The following is a 25,052-nucleotide window of genomic DNA, read 5'->3' as shown; positions in this document are numbered from 1 at the left end:
ATCGCGAGCAAGCTCGCTCCCACAGGGTTTTTTCACCAGGCAACGGTTCAGTGAGCCTGGCCGTGCCATGGCACCAGTTTGCGTTGCAGGGCACGCAAGCCCATTTCCATGGCGAAGGCAATCAGCGCAATCACCAGAATCCCCAGCACCACCACATCGGTGACCAGGAACTGCGCGGCCGACTGCACCATGAAGCCCAACCCGCTGGTGGCGGCGATCAATTCGGCGGCGACCAGTGTCGACCAGCCCACGCCCAGCCCGATGCGCACGCCGGTCAAAATATCCGGCAAGGCACTCGGCAGAATCACATGACGAATCAACTGCGCCCGGGTCGCCCCCAGCGACTGCGCTGCACGTAATTTGGCCGGGTCAACGGTGCGCACGCCGGTGGCGGTGGCGATGGCAATCGGGGCGAAAATCGCCAGGTAAATCAGCAAGACTTTCGACAACTCACCGATGCCACACCAGATCACGATCAGTGGCAAATAGGCCAGCGGCGGAATCGGCCGGTAGAACTCGATCAGCGGATCGAGGACGCCACGCGCGATGCGGTTATGACCGATGGCGATGCCAACCGGCACCGCCGTCAACACGGCAAAGCCCAGGCCCAGACCGATGCGGCTGAGGCTCGCGCCCAAATGCTGCCACAACGTCGAATCCATGTACCCCGTGGTCGCCAGCAGCCAGCTCTTTTGCAACACGGAGGACGGCGGCGGCAGGAACAGCGGTTCGATCATCCCCGTGGCGGTGACGGCCCACCAGAGGGCAACGAGGGTGACCAGTGTCAGTACGCTGATCCAGCGGGTGCTCAAACTGCGGCGAACCGGAATCACAGTCGAGCCGGGTTTCACCGCGATGGCCGGAATTTGATAGCTGCTCATGCGCGCTCCTGCCGCGTGGCGGCGCTGCGTTGGGAGAACACTTTGGCGAGTACGTGTTCGCGGGTTTCGATAAAGCGTGGGTCGGACTTGATGGCTCGGGCCGACTCACCCGCGGCGTAACGCTGACCGAAATCCAGGCTCAGACGCTCGACGATTTGTCCCGGATTCGGCGCCAGCAGAATCAGGTCGGTGGCGAGGAACACGGCCTCTTCAATGTCATGGGTAATCAGGAATACGGGTTTGGCGGTGCGCTGCCAGACTTGCAGCAGCAACGCTTGCATCTGTTCGCGTGTGAAGGCGTCGAGGGCGCCGAAGGGCTCGTCCATGAGCAAGACACGAGGATCGGCGGCCAATGCGCGAGCGAGGCCGACACGTTGCTTCTGACCGCCCGAGAGCTGCCAGATGCGACGGTTTTCGAATCCGGTCAGGTCGACCAGTGCGAGCATTTCCCGAGCGCGAATTTCGCGTTTCTCCCGGGAAACGCCGGCCAGTTCCAGACCGAATCCGACGTTGGCCAGCACATCCTGCCAAGGCAGTAATGCGTCGTCCTGAAACACCACGCCGCGCTCGGCGCTCGGGCCGTTGACCGGCACGCCGTCGAGGGTGATGCGCCCGGCGCTTGGCTCGACAAAACCGGCAATCAGGTTCAACAGCGAAGTCTTGCCACTGCCGGACGGGCCGAGGGCGACCAGCAATTGCTGGGGCCCAAGGCTCAGGGAAATATCCGCCAGTACCGGTTCCGGGCTGCCGGGGTACTGTGCGCTGATGCGCTCCAGCTGTAGCAAGGCCATCGCGGTTAACTCCCGATCAGTTGGTGATGAACTTGGCGCTGACATACGGCGCGTAGTCCGGCAGCACGGCTTCGACCTTGCCTTGTTCCTTGAGGAACGTGGCGGTGTCGGTAATGGCTTTGGTGGTCGGCGCGCCGAGGGTGATCACTTGATCAGCGGCGAGCGGGTAGACGTTGCCTTGCAGCAGCAGCGGAATGTCGCTGGCCTTGGCACCGGACAGCTTCACCAGTTTGTCGACGTTGGATTGATTGGCGAGCCAGGCTTGCGGGTCTTTGCGGTAATCGGCGTAGGCATCCAGGGTCACTTTGGCGAACGCGGTGACGATTTCCGGGTGCTTCTCGGCGAAGTCTTTGCGCACGATCCAGGCATCGAAGGTCGGCGCGCCAAACTTGGCCAGTTCACCCGAAGTGATCAGCACTTTGCCGTTTTCCTTCGCCACGCCAAGGGCTGGGTCCCACACGTAAGTAGCGTCGATGTCACCGCGTTTCCACGCGGCAATGATCGCTGGTGGCGCGAGGTTGAGCACAGTGACTTTCGATGGATCGATGTTCCAGTGCTTCAACGCGGCGAGCAGGCTGTAGTGACCAGTGGAGACGAAGGGCACGGCGATTTTCTTGCCGATCAGGTCCTGTGGGGTTTTGATCCCGGAACCGTCACGAGCGACCAGCGCTTCAGCGGCGCCGATCTGGGTGGCGATGAGGAAGGTTTCGACTGGGACTTTGCGGGTGATCGCAGCGGTCAGAGGGCTGGAGCCCAGGTAGCCGATCTGCACGTCGCCGGAGGCAATGGCGGCGATGATGTCGGCGCCGTTGTCGAATTTGCGCCAGTCGATTTTGGCGTGGGTGGCTTTTTCGTACGCGCCGTCGGCTTGGGCGACTTTCGCCGGGTCCACGGTTGTCTGGTAGGCGACGGTGACGTCAGCCGCCTGGGCAAAGAAGCTCGCTGCGGCCAAAGAGGCGGCCGCCAGGAAGCGAAGAGGGAAATGCAGTTTCATTGGGAAGCTCCTTGTCAGGCGACCGAGAGTCGGCGTGAAAGGAGACTAAATGATCTAAGAATACGAAAATAAATAACTTTTTCGAATGAGCTTATGTGTGGAAAACGCTATGCCTTCCACTGATCGTTCCCACGCCCCGCAGGGGAATGCAGCCCGTGACGCTCCGCGTCACCTGGACAAGGAGCGTCCTTTGAGGCGTTCCCACGCCAAGCGTGGGAACGATCAAGGACAGAAGTTGGTGTTAGTTACTGATCGCCAGAATACTGGCCTGATACGACCCGACAAACACATCGAAATCGCCGACTTCGTTCTGCTCCAGCTCGATCTGAGCTGCCAGCGACGAACGTGCCAGTGCTTCAAATTTCGCTTGGTCTTCAACACTCAAAGGCTCGCTGCGGAAAAACTCAGCATGCGCCCGGCTCTGACGCAAAGAGAACTGGGCAAAGCTTTCCTTGTGCTCGGCCATGGCCGCGAGCACCTGAGCAGAAGGCGTCAGGGACGGATCCTTGACCTTGGCCAACTGCGTATCCAGCGCCTTGCTATGAGCATCGCCACCCTGGCTCTGATCGAGCATCGCAGCCAGTGGCGCAATCTGCTCCAACAACTCGCTGGCCCACTCTTTCAGGTCCACCGGCTGACCGTTGCGGTGCAATTGCAGGCCCGGACGGCGACCTTCCTTGACCACGCTGAGGAAGTTGGAGGTGGCGTTGCTGCAAGAGGTATTGGTCAACAACGGGCTGTCGTTCAGGGCGCAATACAGCAGGAACGCGTCGAGGAAGCGCGACTCGGTAAGGTCGACGCCCATCGGCAGGAACGGGTTGATGTCCAGGCAACGCACTTCAACGTACTGAATGCCACGGGCCACCAGCGCCTGAATCGGCCGTTCACCGGTATAGGTCACGCGTTTCGGGCGGATGTTGGAGTAGTACTCGTTTTCGATCTGCAGGATGTTGGTGTTGAGCTGAACCCACTCACCGTCCTTGTGCGTGCCGACTTCAACGTACGGCGCATACGGCGTGGCGACCGCTTTGCGCAGGCTGTCGGTGTAGCTCGACAGGTCGTTGTAGCACGGCGTCAGACCAGCCTGGGCGTTGCTCTGGTAACCCAGGTCGCTCATGCGCAGGCTGGTGGCGTACGGCAGGTACAAGGTGTCCGGGTCCAGTTGTTCCAACTGGTGCGAACGACCGCGCAGGAATCCGGCGTCCAGCGCAGGCGAGGCGCCGAACAGGTACATCAGCAGCCAGCTGTAGCGGCGGAAGTTACGGATCAGCGCGATGTAGGCCGAGGACTGATAGTCGCGGTCGGTGCCGACAAAGCCTTCCGACGCCTTGAGCAGCGGCCAGAGCTTTTCCGGCAGGGAAAAGTTGTAGTGGATCCCGGCAATGCACTGCATGGTCTTGCCATACCGCAGGGCCAGGCCCTTGCGGTACACATATTTGAGCTGTCCGATGTTGGACGTGCCGTAATAGGCGATCGGGATGTCTTCCTCGGCCGGCAACGGGCACGGCATCGAGGGGCTCCACAGAAGCTCGTTGCCGAGCTTGCTGTAGGCAAAGCGATGGATCTTGTCCAGGCTCGCCAGCGTGTCTGCCGGATCGGGCAGGGCGGGCGTGATGAACTCCAGCAGCGACTCGGAATAGTCGGTGGTGATTTGTTCGTTGGTCAGCGCGGAACCCAATTCTTCCGGGTGCGGCGTTTGCGCCAGGCGACCTTCGCCGGTCACGCGCAGGCATTCACGTTCGATGCCGTGAAGGCACTGTTCGAGCAGAGAGAGGTTAGCGCGCTCGCCAAGCAGGGCCAGGCGGCGGTTGAGAAGTTCGCTCAAGTTGGATTCCTTCACGCGTCAGTCGCCCCAATATGGGGGTGGGCAAGACGGTCTACAAGGGTGAAGTTAAAACTGGCGTTTTCGCCTGGTTTTTTCGAGCCGCACAGGCCTAATGCCGGTCAGTCAGGAATTGCACAATCCCTGTGGGAGCGAGCCTGCTCGCGATGGCGGTGTGTCAGACGACGAATAGGTTGACTGACACTCCCTCATCGCGAGCAGGCTCGCTCCCACAGGTTGCTTTGCGCTGAAATTAACTCAAATCGATGACATCTAGCTACAGGACAGCGAACGTGCCTTGTGCTTTTGCGACCAGTTTGTCGCCTTGCATCACGTCGGCCTCGACCACCAACGTGCGGCGACCCGGGTGGATCACCCGCGCCGTGCACATTACTTCACCGTCTGAGACGGCGCGAATGTAGTTGATCTTGCATTCGATGGTCGCGCTCTGCTGATCAAAGCCGTGGGTGCTGGAACAGGCCAGCCCCATGGCAATGTCCACCAGACTGAACAAAGCCCCGCCGTGCAGCTTGCCGCCGCGATTGCGCAGCTCTGGCTCCAGTGCCAGGGCGACGTGCGCCACCCCGGTTTCCAGGCTGTGCAAGCGACACCCCAGCAGCTTGAAAAAAGCGCTTTCGGTCAGCCCGGCAGGGATGTCCATCAGCGTTTCTTCAACTGTTTGGCGTTGGCGAACAACGAAGCCATGGCGTTGTTGGCCGGGGCCGCTGCCGTGGTTTCTTTACGCGGTGCGTTGTTTTGGGACGGGCGTGGTGCCGACCCTGGGCGTGCACCGCGAGCGCCATCGATTTTCTCGCCCGGGGTGTCGCTCATGCGCATCGACAGACCCACGCGTTTGCGCGGGATGTCGACTTCCATGACCTTCACCTTCACCACATCACCGGCCTTCACCGCTTCACGTGGATCCTTGATGAACTTCTCCGAAAGCGCAGAGATGTGCACCAAACCGTCCTGATGCACGCCGATGTCAACGAACGCGCCGAAGTTGGTCACGTTGGTGACGACGCCTTCGAGGATCATGCCCAGTTCGAGGTCCTTGAGGTCTTCGACGCCTTCCTGGAACTCGGCGGTCTTGAACTCGGGACGCGGGTCACGCCCGGGTTTTTCCAGCTCTTGCAGGATGTCGGTGACCGTTGGCAGACCGAAGGTTTCATCGGTGTACTTCTTCGGATCAAGACGCTTGAGGAAGCTCGCGTCGCCGATCAACGAGCGGATGTCACGGTCGGTCTCAGCGGCAATGCGCTGCACCAGCGGATAGGCTTCCGGGTGAACGGCCGACGAATCCAGCGGGTTGTCGCCGTTCATCACACGCAGGAAGCCTGCGGCTTGCTCGAAGGTTTTTTCACCCAGGCGTGCGACTTTCTTCAACGCGGCGCGGGTTTTGAACGCGCCGTGTTCGTCACGGTGGCTGACGATGTTTTGTGCCAGGGTCGCGTTGAGGCCGGAGATACGGGCCAGCAGCGCCACGGAGGCAGTGTTGACATCGACGCCCACGGCGTTCACGCAGTCCTCGACCACCGCGTCCAGGCCGCGCGCGAGTTTCAGCTGCGACACGTCGTGCTGGTATTGGCCGACACCGATTGATTTCGGATCGATCTTCACCAGCTCGGCCAGTGGGTCCTGCAAGCGACGGGCAATCGATACTGCGCCACGGATCGATACGTCCAGGTCCGGGAATTCCTTGGAAGCCAGTTCGGATGCCGAGTAAACCGATGCGCCGGCCTCGGAAACCATGACCTTGGTCATCTTCATGGCTGGGTATTTCTTGATCAGCTCAGCGGCCAGCTTGTCGGTTTCACGGCTGGCGGTGCCGTTGCCGATGGCGATCAGGTCGACCGAATGCTTGGCACACAGGGCGGCCAGGATCGCGAGGGTCTGGTCCCACTTGTTGTGCGGCACGTGCGGGTAAACCGTGGCGTGATCCAGCAGCTTGCCGGTGGCGTCGACCACGGCGACCTTGCAGCCGGTGCGCAGGCCCGGGTCGAGACCCAGCGTGGCGCGCGGGCCGGCCGGGGCCGACAGCAGCAAGTCGTGCAGGTTATGCGCGAACACGTTGATCGCTTCGGTTTCCGCGCCATCGCGCAGTTCACCCAACAAGTCGGTTTCGAGGTGGGTGTAGAGCTTGACCTTCCAGGTCCAGCGCACCACTTCACCCAGCCATTTGTCGGCGGCGCGATTCTGGTTCTGGATGCCGAATTGCTGGCCGATCATGCCCTCGCACGGGTGCATGGTGCCCGGCAGCTCGTCGCCGACTTTCAGTGCGGAGCTCAGAATGCCTTCGTTGCGGCCACGAAAAATCGCCAGCGCGCGGTGCGATGGCATGCTTTTCAGCGGTTCGTCGTGTTCGAAATAGTCACGGAACTTGGCGCCTTCCTCTTCTTTGCCGGCGATGACGCGGGCACTGAGAGTGGCTTCCTGCTTCAAGTAGCTGCGCAGTTTGTCCAGCAAACCGGCGTCTTCGGCGAAGCGTTCCATGAGGATGTACTTGGCGCCTTCGAGGGCTGCCTTGACATCGGCCACGCCTTTTTCGGCGTTGATGAAGCGTGCGGCTTCGGTGTCCGGGGTCAGGGTCGGGTCGTTGAACAGACCGTCGGCCAGCTCGCCGAGGCCGGCTTCCAGGGCAATCTGGCCCTTGGTGCGGCGCTTCTGCTTGTACGGCAGGTAAAGGTCTTCCAGGCGGGTCTTGGTGTCGGCGAGTTTGATGTCGCGCTCGAGTTGCGGGGTCAGCTTGCCTTGCTCTTCGATGCTGGCGAGGATGCTGATGCGCCGTTCGTCGAGTTCTCGCAGGTAGCGCAGACGCTCTTCCAGATGACGCAACTGGATGTCATCGAGGCTGCCGGTCACTTCTTTCCGGTAACGGGCGATGAAGGGAACGGTAGAGCCTTCATCGAGTAGCGCGACGGCCGCTTCGACCTGTTGTGGGCGTACACCGAGTTCCTCGGCGATGCGGCTGTTGATGCTGTCCATAAAACCACCTGACAAATTGTGAAAGCAGGCTCGCAGGCCCGGAAATAAAGGCTCTGCGAGTCTGGTTGAGCGGCCTGGCCTGCGCCGCTGCCTGGATCAAAGGGCACCCCATTGACCCGTGAAATCGAACAATTACTGCGCACACCAGGGAAATAAATGGCGCCGCTCTGTAGTACCTGTCTGACGTTGCCTGACACAAAAGGCGGCGCATTATAACCAGCGTTCGGCCGTTCGGGGGCATCGCAGCCTGGACGGACAATGGCCTGTTTGCTGGCGGTGGAGGAAAAATCTGCTAACAATGCACACGGTGCGTATAACGGCAGCTACGCCATAATGCGCGCCGAGATCAAAGGAGCATCTAATGAGCAGCACTGCAAACACTGCTGAAGGCGAAAAAATTCTTATTGTTGACGACGATCCGGGGCTCAGCAGCCTGCTGGAACGCTTTTTCGTCAGCAAGGGCTACCGTGCCCGCGCCGTTCCGAACACCGAGCAAATGGATCGCCTGCTGGCGCGCGAAGTGTTCAACCTGGTCGTCCTCGACCTGATGTTGCCCGGCGAAGATGGCCTGACCGCCTGCCGCCGCCTGCGCACGGCAAACAATCAAATCCCGATCATCATGTTGACCGCCAAGGGCGACGAGCTGAGCCGTATCAAGGGCCTGGAACTGGGCGCCGACGATTACCTGGCCAAACCGTTCAACCCGGACGAGCTGATGGCCCGCGTCAAAGCGGTCCTGCGTCGTCAGTCGACGCCTGTGCCGGGTGCACCGGGCAGCGAAGACGAAAGCGTGACCTTCGGTGATTACGAACTGTCGCTGGCGACCCGCGAACTCAAGCGCGGTGACGAAGTGCACATGCTCACCACCGGTGAGTTTGCGGTCCTCAAGGCATTGGTCATGAACGCGCGTCAGCCATTGACCCGCGACAAACTGATGAACCTGGCCCGTGGCCGCGAGTGGGATGCCCTGGAGCGTTCCATCGACGTGCAGATCTCCCGTCTGCGCCGGATGATCGAACCCGATCCGTCCAAGCCGCGTTACATCCAGACTGTCTGGGGCGTGGGCTACGTGTTCGTTCCGGATGGCGCCGCCACCAAGTGATCGGCGATTTGTAGGAGCGGGTCTGGCGGCCGAAGTTGTCCGCAGACTCGCGATCCGCAATGTGCGAGCATCGCTCGCTCCTGCAAGTGTGTAGCGGTTATCCATGAAAACCCCCGTTTGGTTCCCCCAGAGCTTCTTCTCCCGCACCCTTTGGCTGGTGCTGATCGTCGTCCTGTTTTCCAAGGCGCTGACCCTGGTTTATCTGTTGATGAACGAAGACGTGCTGGTGGACCGTCAATACAGCCACGGCGTCGCCCTGACGCTGCGCGCCTATTGGGCCGCCGACGAAGAAAACCGCGCCAGAATAGCCGATGCCGCCACCCTGATCCGGGTAGTGGGGGCCGGTGTGCCGGAGGGCGAGCAACATTGGCCGTACAGCGAGATCTACCAGCGGCAGATGCAGGCCGAACTGGGCGCCGATACCGAAGTTCGATTACGCATGCACTCGCCACCCGCGCTGTGGGTCCGGGCGCCGAGCCTGGGTGACGGCTGGTTGAAAGTGCCGCTGTATCCGCATCCGTTACGTGGCCAGAAAATCTGGAACGTGCTCGGTTGGTTCCTCGCCATTGGCTTGCTGTCGACTGCATCGGCCTGGATTTTTGTCAGTCAGCTCAATCAACCATTGAAGCGTCTGGTGTATGCCGCCAGACAACTCGGACAGGGGCGCAGCGTGCGTCTGCCGATCAGCGATACGCCGAGTGAGATGACCGAGGTGTATCGCGCCTTCAACCAGATGGCCGAAGACGTCGAGCAGGCCGGACGCGAGCGCGAATTGATGCTGGCGGGGGTGTCCCACGACTTGCGCACGCCATTGACCCGCTTGCGGCTGTCGCTGGAACTGATGGGCGATCGCACCGACTTGACGGACGACATGGTGCGCGACATCGAAGACATGGACGCAATCCTCGACCAGTTCCTGGCGTTCATACGCGATGGCCGTGACGAGTCGGTGGAGGAAGTGGACTTGAGCGATCTGGTTCGCGAAGTCGCTGCGCCGTATAACCAGAACGAAGAAAAGGTACGCCTGCGCCTGGAACCTATCCAGCCGTTTCCGTTGCGTCGGGTGTCGATGAAACGCCTGTTGAACAACCTGATTGGCAATGCCTTGCACCACGCGGGCAGCGGCGTGGAGGTGGCAGCCTATGTCTCCGGGGATACCAGCGCGCCGTATGTGGTGCTGAGTGTCATGGACCGTGGAGCGGGGATTGATCCTTCCGAGCTGGAAGCGATCTTCAATCCGTTCACCCGGGGGGACCGTGCCAGGGGGGGCAAGGGAACCGGGTTGGGTCTGGCGATCGTGAAGCGGATCGCTTCGATGCATGGCGGGAATGTTGAGCTGCGCAATCGTTCCGGTGGCGGGCTGGAAGCTCGGGTGCGGTTGCCGCTGGGGCTGATGTTGCCTCGGGATGCGGTTTAACAGCTGATACTTTGGTTGGGGCTGAAGGCCCTCGCGAAGGCGGCCTTTCAGCCGCCCTAAATTTCAGGGTTTAACCTTTCCCTTTGGTGCGCGTCATATTCGGCCCGCCATTCTTCTCCAGATGCTCAATGATGATCCCTGCCACGTTCTTCCCGGTGGTGGTCTCAATCCCTTCAAGGCCCGGTGACGAGTTCACCTCCATCACCAGCGGCCCGTGATTGGAGCGCAAGATATCCACACCTGCAACGGCCAGGCCCATCACTTTTGCCGCACGCAATGCAGTCATGCGCTCTTCAGGAGTGATCTTGATCAGGCTGGCGCTGCCACCTCGATGCAGGTTGGAGCGAAACTCCCCAGGCTTGGCCTGGCGCTTCATCGCCGCAATCACCTTGTCGCCGACCACGAAGCAACGAATGTCCGCACCGCCGGCTTCCTTGATGTATTCCTGGACCATGATGTTCTGCTTCAGGCCCATGAACGCTTCGATCACCGACTCTGCCGCCGTGGCGGTTTCACACAACACCACGCCAATGCCTTGTGTGCCTTCCAGCACCTTGATCACCAGCGGGGCGCCGTTGACCATGTCGATCAGATCGGGAATGTCATCCGGGGAGTGCGCGAACCCGGTCACCGGCAAACCGATCCCGCGACGTGACAGCAATTGCAGCGAGCGCAATTTATCCCGCGAGCGGGCAATGGCCACCGATTCATTGAGCGGAAAAACGCCCATCATTTCAAACTGACGCAACACCGCGCAGCCATAGAACGTTACTGATGCACCGATCCGGGGGATCACCGCATCGAACCCTTCCAGCGGCTTGCCGCGGTAGTGGATCTGCGGCTTGTGGCTGGCAATGTTCATGTAGGCGCGCAGGGTGTCGATCACCACCATTTCATGGCCACGCTCGGTACCGGCTTCAACCAGACGACGAGTGGAATACAGACGCGGGTTCCGCGACAGCACAGCGATCTTCATGCAACACCTGTGGAGGAGGTAGATACCGGGAACACCGGCTTGTCTTGTACATACTTGATGCCCGGATTGACCACCAGTTGGCCGTGAATCAGGGCTTTGGAACCGAGTAACAGGCGATAACGCATGGATTTGCGGCAGGCGAGCGTGAACTCGACCCGCCAGACCCGATCACCGAGGGCCAGGGTGGTGCTGACCACGTATCGCTTTTGCGCGTGACCATTGGAGCTTTTAATGGTTTTCATCGTCACCAGCGGCGCTTCACAGCGTCGATGACGCAATTGCACCACCGTGCCCAAGTGGGCGGTGAAGCGGACCCACTGCTCGCCATCGCGCTCGAAAGGCTCGATGTCGGTGGCATGCAGGCTGGAGGTACTGGCGCCGGTGTCGATTTTTGCCCGCAGGCCCGCGACTCCCAAATCCGGGAGCGCCACCCACTCGCGCAGACCGACAACGGTCAAATGATCAAATGTCTTCAAAATTGCTCAACCGGTAGAAACCGCACAGGCCCGCAAGCGGCCGAATTCGCGGTATTCACGCAGAATAATGGTTAAAAGGCGACAGATATCTACGGCCCGGATTTCCAGCCCTTCGAGGAGGTTCTGGAATGCATGCATTGTAATCCGCTCCGGTGGAATTCTTGGTACGACTGAAACGGTAGTACAGTTCATCAATATTTCAGAATGAGGAAATCCCATGGCACAAAAAAACGAAGAGGACGACAAAGTCCGTCTCGATAAATGGTTGTGGGCTGCGCGTTTTTACAAAACCCGAGCCTTGGCCAAGGCTGCGATTGAAAGCGGCAAGGTGCATTGCCGGGGTGAGCGCTGCAAGCCAGGCAAGGAGCCAAGAGTAGGCGATGAATTTGTGATTCGCGCAGGTTTCGAAGAGCGCACGGTGGTGGTTCAGGCTCTGTCGATCGTGCGTCGTGGCGCGCCGGAGGCTCAGACGCTCTACGCCGAAACCGAGGCCAGTATCGCCAAACGCGAAAACGCCGCCGCCCAGCGCAAGGCGGGTGCGTTGGGGATGACCACCGATGGCAAGCCGAGCAAGAAGCAGCGCCGGGATCTGTTCAAGTTCCGTGGCAGCAGCAACGACGAGTGAGTTATACAGCCATCGCGGGCAAGTCCGCTTCCACAGGGATATACGGTTGACTGTGGGCGCGTGGCTTGCCCGCGATCGAGTGCGCAGCACTCGCCTGACGCCACCTTATCCCCAGGAAGACTTGCAATTGCCCGATCGAGCAACCATATCGGGTGATTCGCCAGTGGCGCATCGAGCGGACAAACAGCCACTCGTCGAAAATCACACACAGCCTCTGACCTGTAGGCCATAACCAGAAGGCCGGCAGTGCCAGAGACGCAAAATCGCGAGAACCCAAACCGGCGGACGTTCCACCTTGCTTGGAACAACCACGGATTGTTCATAAAATGCCGGCCATGGCCGAGCGCACGCGATTTTTGACCGTTGAACTCCAATGTCACCCATTCAGATACCCAGACCTATGACCGACCTACCGGATAACGACTTCACCCAACGCTTCATCTTCGATGACAGCGACACCCGTGGCGAGCTGGTCTCGTTGGAGCTCAGCTACGCCGAAGTCCTGGCCAAGCACGCCTATCCGGAACCGGTCCAGCAACTGCTCGGCGAACTGATGGCGGCCGCCTCGCTGCTGGTTGGCGCGCTGAAGTTCGATGGCTTGCTGATTCTTCAGGCCCGTTCCGACGGCCCGATCCCGCTGCTGATGATCGAGTGCTCCAGTGAGCGCGATATCCGCGGCCTGGCCCGATACGAAGCCGACCAGATCGCTCCTGATGCGACGCTCGCCGACCTGATGCCCAACGGCGTCCTGGCGCTGACGGTCGACCCGACCCATGGTCAGCGTTACCAGGGCATCGTCGACCTCGACGGCGAAACCCTTTCCGAGTGCTTCACCAATTATTTCGTCATGTCCCAACAGGTCGGTACGCGCTTCTGGCTGTACGCCGATGGCCGTCGTGCCCGTGGCCTGCTGCTGCAGCAACTGCCTGCCGACCGCTTGAAAGACGAAGAAGAACGCGCCGCCAACTGGCAGCACCTCACGGCGCTGGGCAGCACCCTGACCGCCGATGAACTGCTGAGCCTGGACAACGAAACCGTGCTCCATCGCCTCTATCACGAAGAGCAGGTGCGCCTGTTCGATGTACAAAAACTGCGCTTCCGTTGCAGCTGCTCGCGCGAACGTTCGGCCAATGCCCTGGTCAGTCTGGGGGTGGAGGATGCGCAGGATCTGGTCGTCGAACACGGTGGCAACATCGAGATCGACTGCCAGTTCTGCAATCAGCGTTACCTGTTCGACGCCGCCGATGTGACCCAATTGTTCGCCGGAGCGGGCGTCGATACGCCGTCAGATACCCGTCACTAAAACGGTTCAGCGCAGGTAAATTCACTGGTTAGTGCCGGTATTACGCCGTTACGACGGGAGGGCCCTACTCTTTTTGGGCTTTTCTGGCATAATCCGGCCCACTTTTTCTCGCGGTAGTAGTGCACGACTTTCTACTACAAAACGTTTGGAGCACTCGGCCACTGGCCGATGGGGAACCTCATGACGCAAGCCAATAACGCCGTGTACACCGATCTCAGTGTTGATGATCTGGTTAAAGAAGCCCTGAATCGCGGTGAAGGCGAGCTTGCCGATACCGGCGCGCTGGTTGTTCGCACTGGTCACCGTACCGGCCGTTCGCCAGTCGACCGTTTCATCGTTGACGAGCCGACTACCCAGGCTGCTATCGCCTGGGGGCCGATCAACCGCAAGTTCCCGGCCGACAAGTTCGATGCCCTGTGGGATCGCGTCGAGGCGTTCAACAACGCGCAAGAGCATTTCGTTTCCCACGTGCATGTAGGTGCGGCGGCCGATCACTACCTGGCCGTAAAAATGACCACTCAGACTGCCTGGCAGAACCTGTTCGGTCGTTGCCTGTTCATCAACCCGGCTCAGTACAACCCGGCTGGCCGTGATGAATGGCAAGTGCTCAACGTCGCCAACTTCGAATGCGTGCCTGAGCGTGACGGCACCAATTCCGATGGTTGCGTGATCATCAACTTCGCTCAGAAGAAAGTGCTGATCGCCGGCATGCGTTACGCCGGTGAAATGAAGAAAGCCATGTTCTCCGTGCAGAATTTCCTGCTGCCGGCTTCCGACGTGCTGCCAATGCACTGCGCTGCCAACATCGGCGAAGCAGGCGACGTGACCCTGTTCTTCGGTCTGTCCGGCACCGGTAAAACCACCCTGTCGGCCGATGAAAGCCGTTACCTGATCGGTGACGACGAACACGGCTGGGGCGAGGGCGTGGTGTTCAACATCGAAGGCGGTTGCTACGCCAAGTGCATCGACTTGTCCGAGAAGAACGAGCCGGTTATCTGGAAAGCCATCAAGCACGGCGCAGTTCTGGAAAACGTCGTTATCGACGATGCCAAGCACGCCGATTACGCTGACGTCAGCCTGACCCAGAACAGCCGCGCAGCCTATCCGCTGGAGCACGTTGCCAAGCGTTCCGAGAAGAACCTCGGTGGCGAGCCAAACGCTGTGATCTTCCTGACCTGCGACCTGACCGGCGTGCTGCCACCCGTGTCGATCCTTAGCGAAGAACAAGCGGCCTACCACTTCCTGTCCGGCTACACCGCTCTGGTGGGCTCGACCGAAATGGGTTCCGGCAGCGGCATCAAGTCGACCTTCTCCACCTGCTTCGGCGCCCCGTTCTTCCCGCGCCCGGCTGGCGAATACGCAGAGCTGCTGATCAAGCGCATCCGCGGCTTCGGCTCCAAGGTTTACCTGGTCAACACCGGCTGGACCGGTGGCGGCTACGGTGTTGGCAAGCGCTTCAACATCCCGACCACCCGTGGCGTGATTGCAGCGATCCAGAGCGGCGCGTTGATCGGTGCTGAAACCGAACACCTCGACACCATCAACCTCGACGTGCCATTGGTTGTACCGGGCGTTGAGACTGGCCTCTTGAACCCACGTAACACCTGGGCTGACAAGGCTGCTTACGATGAAGCAGCGAAAGCGCTGGCCGGGTTGTTTGTCGAGAACTTCAAGAAATTTGAAGTGAGCGACGCGATCAAGGCTGCCGGGCCTAAGTTGTAAGTGCTGGTTTGATGTCATGAGAAAGCCGCCCTTTGGGGCGGCTTTTTTGTGGGCGCTGTCTCAGGTTTTCAGATACAGCACGAACGCGCCGACCAAGACCAACACAACACCCAGCACGTCGAGCGATGCCGACAATGATTTGAGAATAAAGACAGGGAAGGCGATCAGCAGCACGCTCATGATGCTGAAACCCAACGCCTGACCGACGTACACCGCGCGTATAACGCCGACCGCACGGGCGTTCGAGCCCACCAGAAAATCCGTACCGCCCCACAGCACGGCAGCCAGTAAATCCATCACTACGTCCACGCTATGTCCTTATAGGTGTGCGCTGCGGACGTTAGAGGCCTTCCAGCGTCTGAGTGTCCCAGCGTTGAGCCTTGATGGCCTGATAGAGCATTGCAATGGTCAGCGGCAGTTTGTTGCCACGTCCCTTGGCTTTGCGTTTAAGGAACACATCGTAGCCTTCGGGTTGGAAGTAGCGATAGCCGTCGTAGTCGATGAAGTCGATCCCGAACTGTTCTTCCAGCGTTTCTATCAAATGTCGCGCATCGGCACCGTCGCAACCCAGGTCGAAGTTGATCGAGGTGGCGAGGCTGATGGTTTTGCGTTCGGGCAGACCGAGTTCTTCGTGCAGCAACTGCATGAGCAGGTGCATGGTGTGGTCGTCGGGGAAGTTGGGGGCGAGGTTCATTACGCAGGTGTCTGGTTGGGCTTGCGCGGATCTTATTGGGGGGCTGACTTTGGGGGAAGGGGTGGATCTGCTTTTGCCTTCGACAAAGGCATTTGGAACGATCCCGGTTTTCCCTGGCTTGCCCTTGTAGTGCATCAATCTGGAATTCGCGGGAAGGCCGACGCTCACCTCTTGAGGTTTCGTCCATCTGCCGCACGCTTTCCCGTAGATCATCAAAAAAGGTGCTCATTGTTTTCCTGAATTTGATCGTTCCCACGCTCCGCGTGGGAATGCAGCCCGGGACGCTCTGGCTCCCAAGAGCCGAACGCGGAGCGCCCGTAGAGACATTTCCCCGCAGAGCGTCGGAACGATCTTCACGCCGGCGTCAGGCAGGCGCTTTCCAGCCCATCATGCGGTGTTGCGCGACTTGCATCAGGTCGAACCCGTCCTGGGTCAGCAGGTATAGCGCGTGGGTGATGTGGGGGATGTCTTCGACGTCGCCGTGTTTGAAGCAAATGCAGTGCAGGGTTTCGAGCAGGCCGCTGGCGGCGCGGATGCGTTGGCGGGCAGCGTCGAGTATTTCGTGGGGATCTGCGTCAGTGTCGATGACCAACACGGGTGTTTCGCTGTAACTGGTTTTGAGTGGGCGATAGCGGTCTTGCATGAGGTTCATCCTGTTTTCAGCGGCGCGGCAAACTATAGGGGCGTACATCCAGGCCTCGCAATACCGCGCAAATGGACAGGGTTTGTAGGGGATTTACTGCTGTTGTCGCCTTTTGCCTACGCATGGCCCGAGGTTTTTTTCAGCAATACCCTTGGGAGGCGAATTTCCTACGGGTTTGTCAGGCTCAGCGCTCCAAGCCTCGGTAGGGCTGCGTCAAAATCTGTAGGATGTTTCGAAATCGACTGTGCAACGCTTAAGGGAATCAGCCCGGCTCATGCTGCGTGGGCGAGCAAGAGCCGGGGCACTTGACCCGCAGTTGTCAGGAAGTTCGCGAGGCTTGTTGGGCCGAATACTCCAGGGTGTCACACGTCGCGAGCAAAGGTGGCTCCGTAGGGGGGCCGCCACAGGCACTCAACAGTAGGGAAGTCAGGATCAGCGCAACGGCAAACATCGATTTTTGAAGCATGATCATTCCTTGTTCAAATGCCGCGCCCATCAGGCGTCCTGCCGTGATGTGGAGTGCGCGGACAGTTGTTTTGCGAGAAAGACCTTAACGTCAGAGTGAACGGCACTGCGAGGAACAAAGTGTTTCGTTTGTTTCATTCTGTGGCCAAGCCCCGGTGGGGGACGCTGTATCATTCCGTATCGTTTTGGTCCCCGACCTTTTCTCGACTCGCTGCGTTTGCCGGCTAGGCTTTGGACTTCGCGGCGGTCAACGGAGTGACAGCTTATGCATAACACCCTGGAACAGGTTTTCGGTTATCCACAGTTTCGTCCCGGTCAGGAGGCGGCAGTCAGCGCGGTGCTGGCCGGGCGCTCGGCGGCGGCGATTTTCCCCACTGGTTCCGGCAAGTCTCTTTGCTATCAGCTGCCAGCCCTGTTGCTGCCGCACCTCACGCTGGTGGTGTCTCCGTTACTGGCGTTGATGCAGGACCAATTGGCGTTCCTGCAACGCCACGGCATTGCGGCCGGCAGTATCGATTCGGCGCAGAGTCGTGATGACGCCAGCGATGTGATGACCAGGGCCAAGTCCGGCGAGCTGAAGATTTTGATGATCTCGGTGGAGCGCCTGAAAAACGAGCGCTTCCGCAACTTCTTGCAGCAAGTCCCCATCTCGCTGCTGGTGGTGGACGAGGCGCACTGCATCTCGGAGTGGGGCCACAACTTTCGCCCCGATTACCTCAAGCTGCCCGACTACCAGCGCCAATTCAATATTCCGCAAGCGCTACTGCTGACCGCGACCGCTACGCCCAAGGTGATCGTCGACATGGAGGCCAAGTTCGCCATCGCTCCGGAAGATGTCGTGACCACTGGTTTTTACCGGCCAAACCTGAACTTGTTGGTCGAGCCAGTACGCGGTCAGGACAAGCGCCGACGCCTGGTCGAGTGGATGAGCGAACGCCCCGATCAGCCAAGCATTGTCTACGTCACCCTGCAGAAAACCGCTGAGCACATCGCCGAACATCTGGGGCGCAACGGTATTCAGGCCGAGGCCTACCACGCCGGTTTGCCTCACGATCAACGGGAAGCGATCCAGAAGCGGTTCATGGCCGGGCAGTCCAATTGCATCGTCGCCACCATTGCGTTTGGCATGGGGATCGACAAGAGCGACATCCGCAACGTGGTGCATTTCGACCTGCCCAAATCCATTGAAAACTACAGCCAGGAAATCGGCCGCGCGGGGCGTGACGGTCAGCCGTCCGACTGCCTGGTGTTGGCTAACCGCGACAGCCTCAACGTGCTGGAAAACTTCGTCTACGGTGACACACCTGAGCAGGACGGGATTCGCTGTGTGCTCGATGAACTGCTCGCCGCCACGCCTGAGGGGCAGTGGGAGTTTTTGTTGGGGCCATTGGCGGATCAGAGCAACATCCGCCAATTGCCGCTCAAGACGTTGCTGGTCCAATTGGAGCTGCGTGGTTTGATCGCCCCGCGCTACGCGTACTACGCCGAATACCGGTTCAAATATTTGCAGGAGCCGGAAGCCTTGCTTGCGCGCTTCGAGGGTGAACGCAAGGATTTCGTCGCCGCGATCATCCAGACCTCAAGCCGCGCACGGACCTGGGCCACGGTGAATTTCGATGCGCTGTACGAGCAACATCAGGCGGAGCGCAACCGGGTGGTCAAGGCACTGGATTATTTCCAGGAGAAGGGTTGGGTCGAGCTAGAAAGCAAGCAGATGACTGAGGTGTACAGCCTGCTGCAAACGAGCTTTGACAGTCAGGCCCTGAGTGCCGAACTGCACGCTTATTTCACACAACATGAGCGTACCGAGATCGCGCGGATTCACGCCATGCTGGACCTGTTTGCTACAGACCACTGCCTGGGCTATCGCTTGGCCGAGTACTTCGGTGATGAAAACGCGCCTCGACAATGTGGGCATTGTTCGGTGTGTCACGGTCATGTAGCGAGACTGCCAGCACCGCCGGAATTACCACCGCTTGTGGATAAAAATTTCGATGCGCTGTGTGGTGTCTTTATCCACAGGCATGAACAGCACACCGGTAACGCTCCTTCGGCCGATCGCCTGACGCGTTTCCTCTGCGGGATTAGCGTGCCGCTGTTTACCAAGCTGAAGGCGCGAGCGATATCCGGGTTTGCGGCGCTGGAAGATTATCCGTATGCCGAAGTGCGCGAATGGGCAGAGGCGTATTTGCCGGTTTAGATCCATCCGCTGAATGTTGCTCATCACAGGAATAAATTTCAAAAAACCGCGATGGCTGACTATGGTGGAGGCTGTCTTTGGATCGCCAACAAGAGAGCAAATCATGAGCCAGACGCCATTCAACATTCAGCGCGCCGCCGTCATCGGTGCAGGCACCATGGGCCGTGGCATTGTCATGTGTCTGGCCAATGCCGGGGTGCCGGTGCAGTGGGTGGATAACAATCCGCAGATGCTTGAACAAGCGCTGGCCACGGTGGCCGAAACCAATGCTCACAATGTGCGACAAGGACGTATCGATCAGGCGGAGGCAGACACGCGTATTGCGAGAGTGACCGCAGCAGCAGATTACGCAGCGATCCGCGAGGTCGATCTGGTCATCGAAGCGGTGTACGAAAACCTCGAACTGAAGCAGAAAATCTTCCGCGAACTGGACGGTCTGCTCAAACCCGAAGCGATTCTGGCGAGCAATACGTCGGCGCTGGATATCGACGCTATTGCCGCGGTGACGCGTCGGCCACAGCAGGTGCTGGGCCTGCACTTCTTCAGCCCGGCCCACATCATGAAACTACTGGAAGTCGTCCGTGGCGCCCGGACGGCGCCGACGGTGCTTGATGCGGCATTGGCGCTGGGCAAACGCATGGGCAAGGTCAGCGTGGTGGCGGGCAATTGCGATGGTTTCATCGGAAACCGCATGCTCAATACCTACGTGCTCGAAGCGCGCAAGATGCTGCTGGAGGGTGCTTATCCGTATCAAGTGGATGCGGCGCTGCAAGGTTTCGGTTTTGCCATGGGGCCGTTCCGCATGTACGACGTAGTCGGCGTCGACCTAGGGTGGCGCGCTCGGGAACTGGCGGGCACAGGTCAGGATGCGCCGCAGGTTCAAGTGGATAATCGGCTCTGTGAACTCGGGCGTTTCGGTCAGAAGAGCGGCAACGGTTATTACCACTACGAGCCGGGCAGCCGTCAGGCAGTGCACGATGTGGAAGTCGATGCGCTGGTGCTGCAGGTCAGCGAAGAATTGGGTTTCCAGCGTCGTGAGATCAGCGCTGAGGAGATTCTTGAGCGTTGCTTGCTGGCACTGGTCAACGAAGGGGCGAAAATCCTTCAGGAAGGCATTGCGCAGTCAGCGCACGATATCGATCTGGTGTACCTCAACGGTTACGGTTTCCCGGCGGCGAAGGGCGGACCAATGGCTTGGGCAGATCAGCAAGGCCTGGCAGACATCCACCAGCGCTTGATGGCGCTGGAAACCCGGCAGGGCGACCACTGGAAGCCGGCGCGCTTGATCGGTGAGCTGGCAGCGGTGGGTAAAGGCTTTGCGGACCGGTAGACTTCAGCCACTTCCAGACGAGAGTTGCGCATGAACCAACGCACCGACTACCCACACTTCCAGCCCATCACCACGCGCTGGCACGACAACGACGCCTACGGTCACGTCAACAACGTCACCTATTACAGCTTCTTCGACACGGCGGTAAACACTTACCTGATCGAAGTCGGTGGCCTGGATATCCATGACGGCGAGGTGGTGGGTTTTGTCGTGAGTTCGGCGTGCGATTACTTTGCGTCCATCGCCTTTCCAGACCGGATCGAGATCGGCCTGCGGGTCGGCAAGCTTGGCAACAGTTCAGTGCAATACGAGTTGGCGGTGTTCAAGCAAGGGGAAGAAGAGGCCTGCGCGGCCGGGCGCTTCGTGCATGTGTTTGTTGATCGTGCTTCGAATCAGCCCGTATCGATTCCGGCCGGATTGCGTGAGTCGCTGGAGCGCCTGGTGGTGTAAACCCGGCAAAAAAAAATCGCAGCCCTTGGGCTGCGATTTTTAGGCGCCGGTCAACTAAGTCGGCCAGCGAGGCGATGGAAGCTTCAGTCGCGGTAATACCGGTGATGCTTGCGATGCCCATAGGCATGGCCGCGACCTGGATGGCCGTCACGGTAGTAGCCACGATCACCATGCCCACCACGGTAGCGACGATCGTTGTCGTTATCGCCTTCGTTATCGTATTTGTTGCCCATGTAGTTGCCCAGCGCGCCGCCGGCGCCGCCGCCTGCTGCGGAGCCGATCAGGCTGCCGGTGGTGCCGCCCATGCTGCGGCCGACCACGTTACCGCCTGCTGCGCCGAGCGCACCACCGATGGCGGCTTCGCCACGGCTGTGTTTGTTTGCGCCGACTGCGCTACCACCCGCGCCGCCCAGGGCCGCGCCGATGGTGGAACCTGTATTGCCGCCCAGCGATTGACCGACGACCGAGCCAAGAACCCCGCCCAATGCGCCGCCCACACCTGCTTCGGTGGTGCCGCCAGCAGAAGCAAGGCCACTGAACAAGCCAAGGGACAACAAGAGAATCGAGGAGAACTTCATGGAGGAACCTCAAGGGGATGACGACGCGATCCTGAGGCTGTGTCAGAGTGGTGACAATCGAAATCCGACGAGTAACACGACTTCAGCACATTTCTATAAGTTACTGTTTTATAGATGGAACTTAAGTATTTTTCGTCGGTCTTTAGTTACTTCGGACGGGCCGTTTCTTTATAGAAACGGCCTTTTTTGTGGGCGATTGGAAAGTGTTTGATCCGACAAATTCGCCAGAACAACTATCGCCATCGCGAGCAGGTTCACTCCTGCAATGGATCTATGTTGAACACAAAATCCCTGTGGGAGCGAGCCTGCTCGCGAAGCGGCCAGTTCAGACGCAGCATTAAGCCGACTTGGCCAATATCAACCCGGTCTCACTCGCCATTTCCAACCGGATCGCCACAAACTTGGACGTTGGTGTATGGCTGCCATCCCCGATGCTTTCCAGCGGCACCAACGGATTCACCTCTGGATAGTAAGCCGCTGCTTGCCCCGCCGGAATATCAAACGCCAACAGCGTGAAGCCCTTTACGCGACGCTCACGCCCGTCATCCCAGATCGAAACAATGTCGGCCTTCTGCCCCGGTTTGAAACCCAGGCGAATGATGTCGGCTTCGTTCACAAACAACACATCGCGCTGACCTTTCACCCCGCGGTAACGGTCATCAAGACCATAAATAGTGGTGTTGTACTGATCGTGGGAGCGCATCGACTGCATGATCAGATCCGGCAACACGCCCGTCGCGCGGGTCCGTTCATGCACGAGGTCTTTGGGCAGCACGTTCGGCCGGAAGTTGGCACGCCCCGACGCGGTGTTCCACTTACGGGCACCGGCACTGTTGCCGAGGTAGAAACCGCCCGGATTCTTGACCTTCTCATTGAAGTCCCGGAAGCCCGGGATCGTGTCGGCAATCAGGTCGCGGATGCGGTCGTAATCGGCCACCAGCCAGTTCCAGTCCACCGGTTTGCTGCCCAACGTGGCGGCGGCGATGCCGGCAATGATTGAGGGCTCCGAGCGCATCTGGCTCGACAGCGCCTGCAACTGGCCGTTGGAGGCGTGGACCATGCTGAACGAGTCTTCCACGGTCACCGCTTGCGGGCCTTCGGTCTGGATATCGATGTCGGTGCGGCCAAGGCACGGCAGGATCAGCGCATCTTTACCGTGGGCCAAATGACTGCGGTTGAGCTTGGTGCTGATCTGTACGGTCAGGTCACAATTGCTCAACGCCTGGAAGGTGCGCGAGCTGTCCGGCGTGGCTTGGGCGAAGTTGCCGCCCAGGCCGATGAAGACTTTGGAGCGACCGTCGGCCATGGCATGGATCGCTTCGACGACGTTGTGGCCATTGTCACGTGGCACCTTCAACTGGAAGCGTCGTTCCAGCGAATCGAGGAACGCCACCGGCGGACGCTCGTTGATGCCCATCGTCCGGTCGCCCTGCACGTTACTGTGGCCACGCACCGGACACAGACCGGCACCCGGCCGGCCGATGTTGCCGCGCAGCAGCATCAGGTTGGCGATTTCCTGAATGGTTGCCACCGAATGGCGGTGTTGGGTGATGCCCATCGCCCAGCACATGATCACGTTCTTGGCCTTGGCGTACATGCGCGCCGCTTGCTCGATTTCCACCAGGGGCAGGCCGGACTGTTCGACGATCTGCTCCCACGGCGTATCGTCGACGGCGGCCAGATATTCCAGCACGTTGGCGCTGTGTTCATTGAGGAAGTCGTGGTCGAACACCGCAGGCTCACCGGCCTTTTGCGCATCGCGTTCCCATTGCAGCAGGAACTTCGCCATGCCGCGCATGATCGCCATGTCGCCGCCCAATGCCGGGCGGAAATACGCGGTGTTGGTCGGTTTGTCGCCGTTGGTGAGCATTTCGATGGGGTGTTGCGGGTGCTGGAAGCGTTCCAGGCCACGCTCTTTCAACGGGTTGATGCACACCACCTGCGCACCGCGTTTCACCGCCTCGCGCAGCGGTTCGAGCATCCGTGGGTGGTTGGTGCCGGGGTTCTGGCCCCAGACGAAAATCGCATCCGCATGTTCGAAGTCGTCGAAGGTCACGGTGCCTTTGCCGACGCCAACGCTCTGCGCCAACGCCACACCGCTGGCCTCGTGGCACATGTTCGAGCAGTCGGGGAAGTTGTTGGTGCCATAGGCGCGCACGAACAGTTGATAGAGGTACGCCGCTTCGTTGCTGGCGCGGCCCGAGGTATAGAATTCCGCCTGGTTCGGGCTCGACAGGCCCTGCAAATGCTTGGCGATCAAGGCGAACGCGGCTTCCCAGCTGATCGGCTTGTAGCGATCGGTTTCGGCGTCGTAGCACATTGGCTCGGTCAAACGGCCTTGGTACTCGAGCCAGTAATCACTTTGCTCGAGCAACGAGCTGACGCTGTGCCTGGCGAAAAACGCACCATCGACACGGCGTTTGGTCGCTTCCCAGTTCACCGCTTTGGCGCCGTTCTCGCAGAACGCCACCATGCCGGCTTCCTTGGAATCGCCCCAAGCGCAACCCGGGCAGTCGAAGCCACCGTTCTTGTTGGTCTTGAGCATCATGCGCAGGTTTTTCAGCGCGTTGTCACTGGTCAACCAGGCCCGGGCAACGCTGGCCAGTGCGCCCCAACCACCGGCCGGACCTTTGTAAGGCTTGTAACGAGGAACAGGTGTCTGGTCGGCTTGACGGTGTTGACTCACGCTTGATTCTCCAAAGCCGGGCTGTAAACCCGTGGCGCATTCTTCTGGGGCAGATGGATGAGGTTGAGGTTGTGACGACGGGCCCATTGCACGGCAAGGCCCGTGGGTGACGACAGGCTGACCAGGGTCTGAATACCGGCGCGCAACACTTTCTGGATCAATTCGAGGCTGCAACGGCTGGTGACAATCGCCAGGCCGCCGGTGATCGGGATCTTCTGGCGGATCAGCCCGCCAATCAGCTTGTCGAGGGCGTTATGGCGGCCGATGTCTTCGCGGCCCAGCAGCAACTCGCCCTGACCGTTCATGAACACGGCCGCGTGTACCGCGCCGCAGTGCTGACCGAGCGGCTGGAATGCGCCGATGCGCTGGCGCAGGCCCTCGAGCCATTCGGCGGGCGGCAGTGGCGCGCCCGGCAACACCTTGAGGTCGGGCAATGCCTGTTCAACTGCCTCAACACCACACAGTCCGCAACCGCTGGTGCCGGCCAGTTGCCGACGCTGCTGCTTGAGGTTCCAGAAGGCGCGATTGGCGATGGTCACTTGCGCGTACTGCGCCGACCCCGAGCCGCTGAGTTGCAGGTCATAAATGTCGGCGGCGTCTTCAATGATGCCGCTGCCCAGGCTGAACCCGACAATGAAGTCTTCAAGGTCAGTCGGCGTCACCAGCATCACCGCCTGGCTGATACCGTTGTAGGCAATCGCCAGCGCCACTTCCTCGGCGAGCGCGGTGCTGGCTGATTCGGTGTATTGAAGGTCGCTATAGCTGTAGGTCTGGCTTGCGTCTGGCGCGGGCGTTTCAAGGGCTGGCGCCGCGCAGGAAGGGCGCTTGGCGTTCATGGCATCACCGACGGATTGGTCAGGCTTAAGCCTAGGCGCGTCAATAGGTCGCGTCTAATCGCTATTACTGATCTGC

The 25,052-nt window shown here is 59.8% G+C and carries 21 protein-coding genes and 2 pseudogenes; 8 read left to right on the top strand and 15 right to left on the bottom strand.

Features of this window, described 5'->3' with window-relative positions:
• Nucleotides 1-47: 47 nt before the first annotated feature.
• The 6 genes from tauC to NL116_RS30975 all read right to left on the bottom strand — a co-directional run bounded on the left by tauC (nt 48) and on the right by NL116_RS30975 (nt 7,473).
• Complete coding sequence (tauC, locus tag NL116_RS31000; RefSeq protein WP_494375359.1) at nt 48-881, bottom strand: taurine ABC transporter permease TauC; 834 nt, start codon at nt 879-881, stop codon at nt 48-50.
• Nucleotides 878-1,672, bottom strand: a complete 795-nt coding sequence (gene tauB, locus NL116_RS30995) for a taurine ABC transporter ATP-binding subunit (protein WP_494375358.1) — start codon at nt 1,670-1,672, stop codon at nt 878-880. The genes tauC and tauB overlap by 4 nt, the downstream gene beginning before the upstream one ends.
• Before the next feature lie 16 nt (nt 1,673-1,688).
• Nucleotides 1,689-2,666, bottom strand: coding sequence for a taurine ABC transporter substrate-binding protein (gene tauA, locus NL116_RS30990; RefSeq protein WP_494375357.1), 978 nt, complete (start codon nt 2,664-2,666; stop codon nt 1,689-1,691).
• Between the two features lie 241 nt (nt 2,667-2,907).
• A complete protein-coding gene (gene gshA, locus NL116_RS30985) occupies nt 2,908-4,491 on the bottom strand; it encodes a glutamate--cysteine ligase (RefSeq protein ID WP_494375356.1) in 1,584 nt (527 codons plus the stop codon).
• A 274-nt stretch (nt 4,492-4,765) separates the two neighbouring features.
• Entirely contained in the window at nt 4,766-5,149 is a 384-nt protein-coding gene (locus NL116_RS30980) for a PaaI family thioesterase (RefSeq protein ID WP_104451219.1), read from the bottom strand.
• The gene (locus NL116_RS30975) at nt 5,149-7,473 is read right to left on the bottom strand and encodes a Tex family protein (protein WP_494375355.1); all 2,325 of its coding nucleotides are present in this window, start codon (nt 7,471-7,473) and stop codon (nt 5,149-5,151) included. The genes NL116_RS30980 and NL116_RS30975 overlap by 1 nt, the downstream gene beginning before the upstream one ends.
• 361 nt (nt 7,474-7,834) lie before the next feature.
• Here NL116_RS30975 and ompR point away from each other — a divergent pair, with 361 nt between their 5' ends.
• Together ompR and NL116_RS30965 are read left to right on the top strand one after the other, a co-directional pair.
• On the top strand, nt 7,835-8,575 hold the full coding sequence (gene ompR, locus NL116_RS30970) for an osmolarity response regulator transcription factor OmpR (protein WP_494375354.1): 741 nt from the start codon (nt 7,835-7,837) through the stop codon (nt 8,573-8,575).
• 103 nt (nt 8,576-8,678) lie between these two features.
• Nucleotides 8,679-9,992, top strand: a complete 1,314-nt coding sequence (locus NL116_RS30965) for an ATP-binding protein (protein WP_494375353.1) — start codon at nt 8,679-8,681, stop codon at nt 9,990-9,992.
• A gap of 70 nt (nt 9,993-10,062) precedes the next feature.
• Here the strand turns inward: NL116_RS30965 and rimK are convergent, their stop codons facing one another.
• Entirely contained in the window at nt 10,063-10,968 is a 906-nt protein-coding gene (gene rimK, locus NL116_RS30960) for a 30S ribosomal protein S6--L-glutamate ligase (protein WP_007949201.1), read from the bottom strand.
• A complete protein-coding gene (gene rimB / locus NL116_RS30955; RefSeq protein WP_007949200.1) occupies nt 10,965-11,444 on the bottom strand; it encodes a retropepsin-like aspartic endopeptidase RimB in 480 nt (159 codons plus the stop codon). The genes rimK and rimB overlap by 4 nt, the downstream gene beginning before the upstream one ends.
• A gap of 217 nt (nt 11,445-11,661) precedes the next feature.
• Between rimB and NL116_RS30950 the strand changes: the two genes are divergently transcribed.
• A complete protein-coding gene (locus NL116_RS30950) occupies nt 11,662-12,069 on the top strand; it encodes an RNA-binding S4 domain-containing protein (RefSeq protein ID WP_027922234.1) in 408 nt (135 codons plus the stop codon).
• A gap of 116 nt (nt 12,070-12,185) precedes the next feature.
• Here NL116_RS30950 and NL116_RS30945 read toward each other — a convergent pair.
• A pseudogene (locus tag NL116_RS30945) lies at nt 12,186-12,392 on the bottom strand (phosphatase PAP2 family protein); the annotation flags it as partial.
• 77 nt (nt 12,393-12,469) lie between these two features.
• On the opposite strand from NL116_RS30945, the gene hslO reads away from it, so the two are divergent.
• Both hslO and NL116_RS30935 read left to right on the top strand, forming a co-directional pair.
• Entirely contained in the window at nt 12,470-13,372 is a 903-nt protein-coding gene (hslO, locus tag NL116_RS30940) for an Hsp33 family molecular chaperone HslO (RefSeq protein ID WP_494375352.1), read from the top strand.
• 180 nt (nt 13,373-13,552) lie between these two features.
• Nucleotides 13,553-15,094: a phosphoenolpyruvate carboxykinase gene (locus NL116_RS30935; RefSeq protein ID WP_494375351.1), complete on the top strand. Its 1,542-nt coding sequence runs from the start codon at nt 13,553-13,555 to the stop codon at nt 15,092-15,094.
• A 90-nt stretch (nt 15,095-15,184) separates the two neighbouring features.
• Here the strand turns inward: NL116_RS30935 and NL116_RS30930 are convergent.
• From NL116_RS30930 to NL116_RS30920, 3 genes and pseudogenes are all read right to left on the bottom strand, one after another.
• Nucleotides 15,185-15,391 (bottom strand): annotated as a pseudogene (locus NL116_RS30930) (EamA family transporter); the annotation flags it as partial.
• Between the two features lie 43 nt (nt 15,392-15,434).
• Nucleotides 15,435-15,788, bottom strand: a complete 354-nt coding sequence (locus NL116_RS30925) for a DUF1493 family protein (RefSeq protein WP_494375350.1) — start codon at nt 15,786-15,788, stop codon at nt 15,435-15,437.
• Between the two features lie 364 nt (nt 15,789-16,152).
• On the bottom strand, nt 16,153-16,440 hold the full coding sequence (locus NL116_RS30920; protein ID WP_494375349.1) for a hypothetical protein: 288 nt from the start codon (nt 16,438-16,440) through the stop codon (nt 16,153-16,155).
• Between the two features lie 721 nt (nt 16,441-17,161).
• On the opposite strand from NL116_RS30920, the gene NL116_RS30915 reads away from it, so the two are divergent.
• The 3 genes from NL116_RS30915 (at nt 17,162) to NL116_RS30905 (ending at nt 20,876) form a co-directional block, all read left to right on the top strand.
• Nucleotides 17,162-19,096, top strand: coding sequence for a RecQ family ATP-dependent DNA helicase (locus tag NL116_RS30915; RefSeq protein WP_494375348.1), 1,935 nt, complete (start codon nt 17,162-17,164; stop codon nt 19,094-19,096).
• Nucleotides 19,097-19,199: 103 nt separating this feature from the next.
• A complete protein-coding gene (locus NL116_RS30910) occupies nt 19,200-20,426 on the top strand; it encodes a 3-hydroxyacyl-CoA dehydrogenase (protein ID WP_494375347.1) in 1,227 nt (408 codons plus the stop codon).
• A 30-nt stretch (nt 20,427-20,456) separates the two neighbouring features.
• Complete coding sequence (locus tag NL116_RS30905) at nt 20,457-20,876, top strand: acyl-CoA thioesterase (protein WP_494375346.1); 420 nt, start codon at nt 20,457-20,459, stop codon at nt 20,874-20,876.
• A gap of 83 nt (nt 20,877-20,959) precedes the next feature.
• Here NL116_RS30905 and NL116_RS30900 read toward each other — a convergent pair whose 3' ends face one another.
• The 3 genes from NL116_RS30900 to fdhD all read right to left on the bottom strand — a co-directional run bounded on the left by NL116_RS30900 (nt 20,960) and on the right by fdhD (nt 24,976).
• On the bottom strand, nt 20,960-21,454 hold the full coding sequence (locus tag NL116_RS30900; protein WP_494375345.1) for a glycine zipper domain-containing protein: 495 nt from the start codon (nt 21,452-21,454) through the stop codon (nt 20,960-20,962).
• Between the two features lie 337 nt (nt 21,455-21,791).
• Nucleotides 21,792-24,140: an FdhF/YdeP family oxidoreductase gene (locus NL116_RS30895; RefSeq protein WP_494375344.1), complete on the bottom strand. Its 2,349-nt coding sequence runs from the start codon at nt 24,138-24,140 to the stop codon at nt 21,792-21,794.
• The gene (gene fdhD, locus NL116_RS30890; protein ID WP_494375343.1) at nt 24,137-24,976 is read right to left on the bottom strand and encodes a formate dehydrogenase accessory sulfurtransferase FdhD; all 840 of its coding nucleotides are present in this window, start codon (nt 24,974-24,976) and stop codon (nt 24,137-24,139) included. Before fdhD ends, NL116_RS30895 begins: the two co-directional genes overlap by 4 nt.
• Between the last annotated feature and the right edge of the window lie 76 nt (nt 24,977-25,052).

This window comes from Pseudomonas sp. FBCC-B1667 (assembly GCF_059133255.1).
The sequence above is the reverse complement of the archived record's forward strand: the minus strand, read 5'-3'. Positions and strand labels throughout refer to the sequence as shown.

Bases quoted from the DNA above. Each gene is read 5' to 3' on its own strand.
- NL116_RS30910 (WP_494375347.1), top strand. From the start codon at position 19,200: ATGAGCCAGACGCCATTCAACATTCAGCGCGCCGCCGTCATCGGTGCA.
- NL116_RS30925 (WP_494375350.1), bottom strand. From the start codon at position 15,788: ATGAACCTCGCCCCCAACTTCCCCGACGACCACACCATGCACCTGCTC.
- tauA (WP_494375357.1), bottom strand. From the start codon at position 2,666: ATGAAACTGCATTTCCCTCTTCGCTTCCTGGCGGCCGCCTCTTTGGCC.
- tauC (WP_494375359.1), bottom strand. From the start codon at position 881: ATGAGCAGCTATCAAATTCCGGCCATCGCGGTGAAACCCGGCTCGACT.
- NL116_RS30980 (WP_104451219.1), bottom strand. From the start codon at position 5,149: ATGGACATCCCTGCCGGGCTGACCGAAAGCGCTTTTTTCAAGCTGCTG.
- NL116_RS30965 (WP_494375353.1), top strand. From the start codon at position 8,679: ATGAAAACCCCCGTTTGGTTCCCCCAGAGCTTCTTCTCCCGCACCCTT.
- NL116_RS30950 (WP_027922234.1), top strand. From the start codon at position 11,662: ATGGCACAAAAAAACGAAGAGGACGACAAAGTCCGTCTCGATAAATGG.
- NL116_RS30915 (WP_494375348.1), top strand. From the start codon at position 17,162: ATGCATAACACCCTGGAACAGGTTTTCGGTTATCCACAGTTTCGTCCC.
- tauB (WP_494375358.1), bottom strand. From the start codon at position 1,672: ATGGCCTTGCTACAGCTGGAGCGCATCAGCGCACAGTACCCCGGCAGC.
- NL116_RS30920 (WP_494375349.1), bottom strand. From the start codon at position 16,440: ATGAACCTCATGCAAGACCGCTATCGCCCACTCAAAACCAGTTACAGC.
- hslO (WP_494375352.1), top strand. From the start codon at position 12,470: ATGACCGACCTACCGGATAACGACTTCACCCAACGCTTCATCTTCGAT.
- NL116_RS30905 (WP_494375346.1), top strand. From the start codon at position 20,457: ATGAACCAACGCACCGACTACCCACACTTCCAGCCCATCACCACGCGC.
- NL116_RS30900 (WP_494375345.1), bottom strand. From the start codon at position 21,454: ATGAAGTTCTCCTCGATTCTCTTGTTGTCCCTTGGCTTGTTCAGTGGC.
- rimK (WP_007949201.1), bottom strand. From the start codon at position 10,968: ATGAAGATCGCTGTGCTGTCGCGGAACCCGCGTCTGTATTCCACTCGT.
- NL116_RS30975 (WP_494375355.1), bottom strand. From the start codon at position 7,473: ATGGACAGCATCAACAGCCGCATCGCCGAGGAACTCGGTGTACGCCCA.
- fdhD (WP_494375343.1), bottom strand. From the start codon at position 24,976: ATGAACGCCAAGCGCCCTTCCTGCGCGGCGCCAGCCCTTGAAACGCCC.
- ompR (WP_494375354.1), top strand. From the start codon at position 7,835: ATGAGCAGCACTGCAAACACTGCTGAAGGCGAAAAAATTCTTATTGTT.
- NL116_RS30935 (WP_494375351.1), top strand. From the start codon at position 13,553: ATGACGCAAGCCAATAACGCCGTGTACACCGATCTCAGTGTTGATGAT.